Here is a 7872-nt window from a genome sequence, read left to right as displayed (position 1 = left end):
ATTATTTATCTTTCTGTCATACTATTTTGTATAGTAATTTAAACATTAAGGGAGGAAAAATATCATGGCAAACATTTCAAAAAAATTAGAACAAATAGAAAAATTAAAAAAAGAGCTATTAGAGGAAAAAGAAAAAATTGAAAATACTTTAGGAAAAGAATTGATTAACCAATTTGGATTAGACTACGAATCCTTAACAAAAAATGAAATAAAAGAATTCGTAGATAATTTAAAAGATAGCTATGATTTAATGAATGAAGACCAATCTTTAAACTCTATTAATTCAGTTGAATCACCTACAGTAGGTTAAACTTATGAGTAATCACTTTAAACAGCTGCAACAAGAAATCAATCGAGTCGAACGATCCATTCAATTAGACTCTCAAAAGAAACGAAAAGAACGAACGAAAAGACTCATTCAAAAAGGCGCTTTACTAGAAAATTATTTTGAATGTGAACATTTATCAGTTGAAGAAACAGAAGAATTATTAAAGATGTTTTCAAGTTATGTTAATGCGAATAAGACTATTAAATTTAAATAGTTAACTACTCTTTAAACAATTGAGGAAATTAATTTTAAAAGTTATACTGTGGAAGCAATGTATTTAAAAAGTCCAAGAAAGGATGATATGAATGACTAATAAACAAGCTTTAGGTTATATGTTATTGGCTTGCAAAGATCTTAAATTAGATAAAGATCAAGCTGATAAATTATGGGATGCTATGTTTAAAAATATGGATGAATTTACTGAAGAAGAAGCTCAAGAAAAAGGGCATGTATGGTTAAATTCTCATTAATTTGTATACCCTTAAATAAATTCATTAGATGGTAGTAGTATTAAGTTTGAGAATTAACTTAATACTACTCAATAAATACGCGAAACTCATTCAAAAAATTACATATATTTACAAAAGGATACATTGAATTAAAAAAGAAATAAAGGATGGAATGACTGATTAATAACCAGTTATTCCATCCTTTTAATCTCAAATTCATAATTATTGTCATAACGATGGGGAAGATACTTTCTTAGTATCAGAGTTAACTTGATTTGAAAAAACATTCATCGGTACTTTTTCGTTTTCGGTTAGGTTAATTAAATCCTTTATTTTTTCCATATTTAATTCTTGATTAAGATCCTTATCCAACACACGATATTTAACGTCTTCTTTTAACCATTCATCAGCTGTCTTTTCTCCTACCCAATTGGTTGCAATCTCTTTTTTATTTTTACCGGTAGCCATAACATAATCAAATGTCTGTTCCTTAGAAACAAGTTCAATCGAATAAAGAGTTAACTTATCGTTAGGGTTACTTTTTAATAGTTGAATGGTGTTTATTTTAAGAGTTGTATCTTTCAATTGATTGTATTGATTTTGATTGTTTTGATCTGTCAAAAATCCTAACTTTGTAGCAATTACTTCGTCCTTATCGGGACTCAGTCCTTGTTTTCTTTCGGTTGTTTGTTCAATAATCAAATCTAGTTGATCAATTAATTTTCCAGAAGCTTTTTTCACTTCTGATAAAGAGTTTATTTTGTCCTCAACTTTTTCTAAATTATTCGTCCATTTAGATATGTAACGTAAGGAATGCTTTTCTGTATCTAATCCGTAATACTTCCCTACTACATACGCTGTCATTTCTGCTTGGTATTCAAGAACAGGAGCTGCCTGCATAGTTAACTCTTTATTTTTTAGTTTGTTATTATTATGCATCTCAGCATGTGCTAATTCATGAATTAACGTGTGTACATTCTCGGTTTCCGTATTTTTAATATTAAGGGCAATAGAATGAGTAGACGGCTTATAATACCCCTTAGCAGCCGAATTAGGAAACGGTTCTTTGCTTATTGGAATATTAGTAATGTTTGAATACTCCAGTAGTGACTGATTCAATAAATCTAAATCTTTCCCTCTAAAGTCAAAATGATTCTTTTTATTTGGGAAAATATCTGGATAGTCTTCTGGTTTCGCATGTGTTTGTGTCACGTCAAAAACCGTCCCTAACTTAAAACGCGTAAATGTTTTGACGTTATCTGTAGTCTGATTTTTCTTTATCCATTCTTTTTCTTCTTTCGTTGCTTTCGATTGATTTTTCCACTCACCATCTTTAATTTTAAACTGGGTAACAGTCATTGGAACCCAAATTTTAATCCCTTTTTCTCCTTTTTGAACTGGAAAGCCTAATTCTTTAAATCGTTGATAGGATGCTACTCCATTTGCTCCTTTATGCTGCGAGCGAATCATGAATTGATTCCGGATAGAGTAATCTCTGAACTGGCTCATAAAATCAAGTAATTCCGTCATTTGTTCAGGTGTTTCTGTATAAGTTTGAACTTGTGTAGTCATTTTTTCGGTTAGTTGGTCAATTTCTTTCTTCTTTTCAGCTTCTGAACTTTTTTTATACTGGTTGGCCATTGTTATACTCCCCTCTTGGCTAAAGTAGCTTGACAGGTGTTTATCTAAAGGATAGGCATTTAATTCTTTTAAATACTTCAAACAGCCTTTTAGTGAATTTTCCTGGTGATCTGATAATGCTCCTGTATGATTAAACGTTGTAATTTGATACCCTTTATTCTTTGTACTTTTAGAAACCATTAATTCAAGATTTCCTGCTATAAATAACGGAAAATCTTTCTGAAGATGATTTTCCCTTTGTCTGTCTAAATTAATTTCAACTTGATCGGCAATAGAAGTACCCTCTTCACTACTAAACCAATCATCGACTAAGAAATCGTTCAAAAATTATGAACTATGCTGAAGCTCATTTTTTAGCGTTATATCCTTTAATTCCAACATTAACTCATTCTCGTGTAGTGTTTTCAATAACCATTTATGAAATGTATTAGATGAGTTCTCCATGCTCAACAACTCCATCAGATTCTGTTTCTAAAAGTAAATAATAGCCTTCTTCATTACTTATATTTTCTTTCAGATCTGCAAAAATATACTCTTCTACCAGAATTTCTACTTCTTTTTTCTCTTCAGGAAGGTAAACAAGAACTTTATTCCCTTCTAAAACTCTTAAAGCTAACGCTAAACGATCAGACATAATCATCCCACCTTTCTTGTTTATTCTTCTTTAAGCATAAATAAAAGCTAGTTATAGGGCTAAAAATATGCCTACAACTAGCTTTTATGATTCAGAAAATATTAGTTATAAAATTAATTAGGGTTTTGAGTACTTTTGTTAATGGGTTTTATGTTAAGTAATTATAGACGAAAAAAGATTAGGTTCTTACCTAATCTTTTTTAATTGCTCATAAAAATTTTCATGCGTTCCACATAGTAATAGAGGTATCACTGTATTATCTTTAATTTCATATGCAACTCGATAGCTCGTACCTGCATACTTAAATCCCATAGTCCAAATTCCTGATAGATCACCAGTTTTTTGTTCTCCCGAATGAGGATGTACGGCTATCTCATCATAAATTATCCTTAAAAATTGTTCTTTTAATGGTTTCTCTTTTAATTTTTTTAGATACTTTACTACGTATTTAGAAGGTAGAATCTCATAAGCCAATTTCTGCTGCCAACTCCTCTTTTGTCATCGGTTTAGAATTGACAACAGTATCTTCAGCAATAGATCTAAATGCAGAAGTTAACTCACTTTTTCTATTTTTAAATTCTTTTAATATATCTTGTTTGTTATAACCTTCTGAAAGAATATCAGCTAAAACATCTTCACTAAAATCAAAAAACTCTTTTTTAGGCTCTACAAACTCATAAAGTATACCATTCTCTACAAGCTTAGCTTCTACTTCAACACCATTGGGAACATCGAATTCTTTAGGTACAGTTAACATAATAGAATTTCCTTGTTTTCTTGTTTTTGTAATCATATGATTTCCTCCATCATTTAAACGTTGTGTAATTACTTAGTAATTACATTGTACTCTATTTTTAGCATAAATACAAAATAATAAAACTCCTTCAGCATAATTTCCAAAGGAGTTTTACTTGGTTTAACGCTAATTATGTTAAGTGTCCTAGAATAAATTTACCTTATAATAATTGGATGATAGTTAATTATTTTAAGGTATTTTTATTTTTTTAATCTTCCCATACATAATCTGAAAAAAATTTAGTTAAAATTTCATCTTTAGATCCTTGATCAATAAAAAAACGACTATAAACTTCAGTATTGTTTGTAAATGTCATTTCTGAATCAATCTCAAAAATATCAATAATTTTTACTACTTTCCAATATACAACTGTCTCATCTTCAACTGTGTATGGTAGTTCATAATTACTTTTATAAATAAGTTCTTTTAGATTTTTATTATTAATTTCTTCTTCGAAATTGTATAGAACTATTTTATTTTCAAAACTGTCTCTAGGTGTTTCGTCAGCTTGGTTAAATGACTGTAATAAAATATTTATAGAAAATTTACCAATCATTTTTTAAATCTCCCATCTTGTAATATTTTTTTAGCTTTTTTAGCTTTAGCATTTCCTTGCTTTGCTTCCTTATCAATTTGTTTTAACGTTTTTCCTAAATATTCACTAGGAAATTCTCTTCTAATACTTCCTTTTCTTTTTTTAGAAATTATTTGATCTGCAGTCCAATTAGACTCATCAGAGAAATAAGCTTTCGCTTTATTCCAGGCCCAAGACCCTGCTTTATAAACAACAACCCCACCAATTGCTAATCCAGCAGCTGTCACTACAACTTGCCCAATACCAGGAATAGCAATTGTAGAACCAATAAAAGGGGCTAAAACTCCTGGAGCAAAATTAGCTACTTGTATTCCAGAGGAATTAGTTTCCTCCATGCTTGCTATTTCAATAATAATAGCTTCTTCATTTTCAAAAGCAGAGATTAAATCACCTGTATTATAAATATTCCCATCTTCACCAACAAATTCACCATCAGCTAATTTTACATCATATGTAAAAACTTGTTCTGAATTATCTGATGTATCAGCAGAGACTGAAGCAATTGGAATTAAAGCATTTAAAGTTGTCACAGATAAAAATAATAAAGCAATTTTTTTTCGATTAAACATAAAACTCCTCCTTAAATTTGTTAATTTTATTATCACTATTTAAGGAGAAAAAGTAACGCAACTAATGGTTTATGTTTAGCAACCATTAGTTTACATGACTAATTAAGTAGTTTAATTCGATTTTCAATATAGTTATTTGTTTATAAAAAAGAGATGTATTTAAAAACCTAACCTGAAATTAAGCAATGTCTCACTAATTTCATCTTCGTTGATTCCGATATAGCGCTTTGTAATTTTTTCGCTGCTATGACCGAATATTTCCATCAGTGTAGCCACGTCTTTGGTTTTCTTGTAATAGTGGTACCCAAACGTCTTCCGCAGCGTGTGCGTGCCAATATCGTCTCTTCCTAACAACTTAGCGACCTTTTGAAACATCTGATAGACTGTATTGACTTCTACATGCCCACCTTTGGTGCTGGGAAACAAATAATCCTCTGATTCTAAGTCTTTTGTATAGTCCAGGATCAAGTCCTGCAAACTGCTTAAATACAAAATACGGGTTTTCCCTGTTTTTTTCTCGACAATTCGGGGATTTTTTGAAGAAATAATATCTTGTTTCTTTAATTTAACGATATCCGACATGCGTAATCCGCTGTTAATGCCGATCAAAAACAGAAAAACATCCCGATCTGCGTTTTTATTGCGCCTTAAACAGAATAAAAAGTCGTTTATTTCTTGCTGGGTCCGTAATGGTTGGACGTTGTAACTCATTTAAAAGCCCTCTCCTCTCATAAAAGTGATACATGATTTCGTTTAGTATACCACATAATCGTGTATTGAAAGGCATTATAAAAAAAGAACCCTAGTTTAATAGGATTCTCGATACACGATTTTATCCAATTTCATGTATTTATTTAGACTTTAATAATCGAAGACCATTTAATATAACAACTAAGGTACTTCCTTCATGAACAATCACACTAATGGCTATATCCGTTAATCCTAATAAACTTACGATAATTAGAAAAGCTACAACTACCATTGAGAAAATAATATTTTGCCAAATAACTCGATTCATTTTTAAAGAAATCTCATGAGCTGTTACCAATCTAGACAAATCGTTTTTCATTAACACTAGATCAGATACATCTACTGCAACATCCGTACCATCTCCCATAGCAATTCCGACATCTGCTTTTACAAGAGCAGGTGCGTCATTGACACCATCTCCCACCATAGCAGATATGCCATAGGTTTCCTTTTGTTCATTGATAATGTTAGATTTATCTTCCGGCATGACGTTCGCAATTACTTGGTCTATTCCTAATTGTTTACCAACGGCTTGTCCAGTCGTTTCAGAGTCCCCAGTAATTAAAGTGGTATGGATACCACACTTCTTAAAGTACTCTATTGTTGCTTTCGCATTTTCACTTGGAATATCCATTAATGCTATCAGACCAATTACTTTTTCATTTTCTGATACGTATACAACCGTATTTCCTTCTGAAGCCCATTCTTTATTCAAACGTGTATAGTGATCCGACACAGCTTCAAAAGAAGTTGGTTTTCCTATACGATAAGTTTTTCCGTTATAATCGCCTATTAAACCTTTTCCAATCTGATTCTCCACTTCAATAGTTCGTTTATTTTTTGATTCAAACTTGTTTAAAATAGCACTTGCTAACGGGTGATTTGATTCTTTTTCAAGAGCTACAATGATATCAATCATATTTTCTTCGTTCACAGAATCAGAAAAATAATAATTTGTTACTTCCGGTTTCCCTTTCGTTAATGTTCCTGTTTTATCAAAGGCAATGGCTTGAATATCGGCTAATTGCGACAAATAGGCACTTCCTTTTGAAAGTACGCCCCTTTTTGCTAGATTAGAAGTGGCAGATAATGTTACGGATACGGTAGCTGCTGCTAAAGCACACGGAGAAGCTGCGACTAAAAGGACTAATCCTCTATAAATACTTTGTGACCATGTCAAGTCAAACAACAAAGGAGCAATTAAAATGACAAGAGGAATTGTAATTAAAACAAATTTAACATACTTAGGCTCAAACTTTTGGATAATAGTAGACGCTTTTGTTTGATTTTCTTGATTTTGATTCACTAGTTGTAAAATCTTTGAAAAGACAGTATCGTTAGTTTCTTTTGTAACTTCCATAGTGAAAGTACCCGTTCCATTAATTGTACTTCCAAATACTCCATCTCCTTGAGTCTTTTCTTTAGGCATACTCTCACCATTTATAGAAGATTCGTCAATCGACGTAGATCCAGATACTATCACTCCGTCAATAGGCACTTGGTCACCATTTAGTACTTGAAGTTGATCTCCTACTTTTAATTCCTTAACGTCAACAATGGTTGTATTACCATCTAGCATGATTAGTCTAGCAGTCGTTGGATTCATTTCGAGTAACTTTGTAATTTCCCTTTTACTTCTTCCTTCAGCGTAATCTTCAAGAAAATGTGCTCCAGAGAAAATAAGGACCAATAACGTTCCTTCCCAAAAACTTCCTATCAGAGATGCACCTATTGCAGCTATTCCCATTAGAATATGAGAATTAGGTGTAAATTTGTGTTGGATTTTTGAGTTTTCAATCGTTTCTCCAATTCCTTCAAGAATAATGACATGATAACCCGCACTAATTGAAGCAATGGAAAATAAACTATTCTGTAATAAACTAGTTTCTCCGTTTAAAAATAACGCAATGAGCGACAATCCTAAACCAATAAAGTACAAAATAATTGGCATTTTCCCATGATCATGTTCATGATCGTGACTATTATTTTCGTGTGAGTGTTGCTCTTGAATCTCTTTCATTTCTATCACCCTTCTTAATAAAACTATTTTTTGAAATCGTAACGCTTACGAATTACACATGACCTAACATTCATATGTTTATGCGTTCAT

Annotated in this window: 11 protein-coding genes; 3 read left to right on the top strand and 8 right to left on the bottom strand. The window is 31.5% G+C overall.

All coding sequences use genetic code 11. The features are described from left to right. Positions 1 to 64: 64 nt before the first annotated feature. The 3 genes from CAT7_RS06360 to CAT7_RS12320 all read left to right on the top strand — a co-directional run bounded on the left by CAT7_RS06360 (position 65) and on the right by CAT7_RS12320 (position 798). The gene (locus CAT7_RS06360) at positions 65 to 310 is read left to right on the top strand and encodes a hypothetical protein (protein ID WP_007723180.1); all 246 of its coding nucleotides are present in this window, start codon (positions 65 to 67) and stop codon (positions 308 to 310) included. Positions 311 to 314: 4 nt separating this feature from the next. Continuing rightward, positions 315 to 542 (top strand): hypothetical protein, encoded by a 228-nt coding sequence (locus tag CAT7_RS06355; protein ID WP_007723178.1) that lies wholly within the window; start codon positions 315 to 317, stop codon positions 540 to 542. Positions 543 to 633: 91 nt separating this feature from the next. After that, positions 634 to 798 (top strand): hypothetical protein, encoded by a 165-nt coding sequence (locus CAT7_RS12320; protein ID WP_007723177.1) that lies wholly within the window; start codon positions 634 to 636, stop codon positions 796 to 798. 207 nt (positions 799 to 1005) lie between these two features. On the opposite strand, the gene CAT7_RS12010 is transcribed toward CAT7_RS12320, so the two are convergent. The 8 genes from CAT7_RS12010 to CAT7_RS06315 all read right to left on the bottom strand — a co-directional run bounded on the left by CAT7_RS12010 (position 1006) and on the right by CAT7_RS06315 (position 7782). Then, entirely contained in the window at positions 1006 to 2742 is a 1737-nt protein-coding gene (locus CAT7_RS12010) for an ArdC-like ssDNA-binding domain-containing protein (RefSeq protein WP_007723376.1), read from the bottom strand. A gap of 103 nt (positions 2743 to 2845) precedes the next feature. Continuing rightward, positions 2846 to 3052 carry a hypothetical protein gene (locus CAT7_RS06345; protein ID WP_007723374.1) on the bottom strand — a complete coding sequence of 69 codons (207 nt, stop codon included), beginning with the start codon at positions 3050 to 3052 and terminating at the stop codon, positions 2846 to 2848. 186 nt (positions 3053 to 3238) lie between these two features. Next, positions 3239 to 3526, bottom strand: coding sequence for a type II toxin-antitoxin system RelE/ParE family toxin (locus CAT7_RS06340; protein ID WP_007723371.1), 288 nt, complete (start codon positions 3524 to 3526; stop codon positions 3239 to 3241). Further along, positions 3516 to 3845, bottom strand: coding sequence for an AbrB/MazE/SpoVT family DNA-binding domain-containing protein (locus CAT7_RS06335; RefSeq protein ID WP_007723369.1), 330 nt, complete (start codon positions 3843 to 3845; stop codon positions 3516 to 3518). Before CAT7_RS06335 ends, CAT7_RS06340 begins: the two co-directional genes overlap by 11 nt. A gap of 211 nt (positions 3846 to 4056) precedes the next feature. Continuing rightward, positions 4057 to 4404 carry a DUF4288 domain-containing protein gene (locus CAT7_RS06330; RefSeq protein WP_007723366.1) on the bottom strand — a complete coding sequence of 116 codons (348 nt, stop codon included), beginning with the start codon at positions 4402 to 4404 and terminating at the stop codon, positions 4057 to 4059. Then, entirely contained in the window at positions 4401 to 5012 is a 612-nt protein-coding gene (locus tag CAT7_RS06325; RefSeq protein ID WP_007723363.1) for a hypothetical protein, read from the bottom strand. The genes CAT7_RS06330 and CAT7_RS06325 overlap by 4 nt, the downstream gene beginning before the upstream one ends. A 159-nt stretch (positions 5013 to 5171) precedes the next feature. Next, positions 5172 to 5723, bottom strand: a complete 552-nt coding sequence (locus tag CAT7_RS06320; protein WP_007723360.1) for a tyrosine-type recombinase/integrase — start codon at positions 5721 to 5723, stop codon at positions 5172 to 5174. A 139-nt stretch (positions 5724 to 5862) separates the two neighbouring features. Continuing rightward, complete coding sequence (locus CAT7_RS06315) at positions 5863 to 7782, bottom strand: heavy metal translocating P-type ATPase (protein ID WP_007723354.1); 1920 nt, start codon at positions 7780 to 7782, stop codon at positions 5863 to 5865. Between the last annotated feature and the right edge of the window lie 90 nt (positions 7783 to 7872).

This window comes from Carnobacterium sp. AT7, assembly GCF_000171855.1.
In the GTDB taxonomy this organism is placed as follows: domain Bacteria; phylum Bacillota; class Bacilli; order Lactobacillales; family Carnobacteriaceae; genus Carnobacterium_B; species Carnobacterium_B jeotgali.
This window is presented reverse-complemented; position numbering and strand designations above follow the sequence as displayed.

Bases quoted from the DNA above. Each gene is read 5' to 3' on its own strand.
- CAT7_RS06360 (WP_007723180.1), top strand. From the start codon at position 65: ATGGCAAACATTTCAAAAAAATTAGAACAAATAGAAAAATTAAAAAAA.
- CAT7_RS06345 (WP_007723374.1), bottom strand. From the start codon at position 3,052: ATGTCTGATCGTTTAGCGTTAGCTTTAAGAGTTTTAGAAGGGAATAAA.
- CAT7_RS06330 (WP_007723366.1), bottom strand. From the start codon at position 4,404: ATGATTGGTAAATTTTCTATAAATATTTTATTACAGTCATTTAACCAA.
- CAT7_RS06325 (WP_007723363.1), bottom strand. From the start codon at position 5,012: ATGTTTAATCGAAAAAAAATTGCTTTATTATTTTTATCTGTGACAACT.
- CAT7_RS12320 (WP_007723177.1), top strand. From the start codon at position 634: ATGACTAATAAACAAGCTTTAGGTTATATGTTATTGGCTTGCAAAGAT.
- CAT7_RS06355 (WP_007723178.1), top strand. From the start codon at position 315: ATGAGTAATCACTTTAAACAGCTGCAACAAGAAATCAATCGAGTCGAA.
- CAT7_RS06315 (WP_007723354.1), bottom strand. From the start codon at position 7,782: ATGAAAGAGATTCAAGAGCAACACTCACACGAAAATAATAGTCACGAT.
- CAT7_RS06335 (WP_007723369.1), bottom strand. From the start codon at position 3,845: ATGATTACAAAAACAAGAAAACAAGGAAATTCTATTATGTTAACTGTA.
- CAT7_RS06320 (WP_007723360.1), bottom strand. From the start codon at position 5,723: ATGAGTTACAACGTCCAACCATTACGGACCCAGCAAGAAATAAACGAC.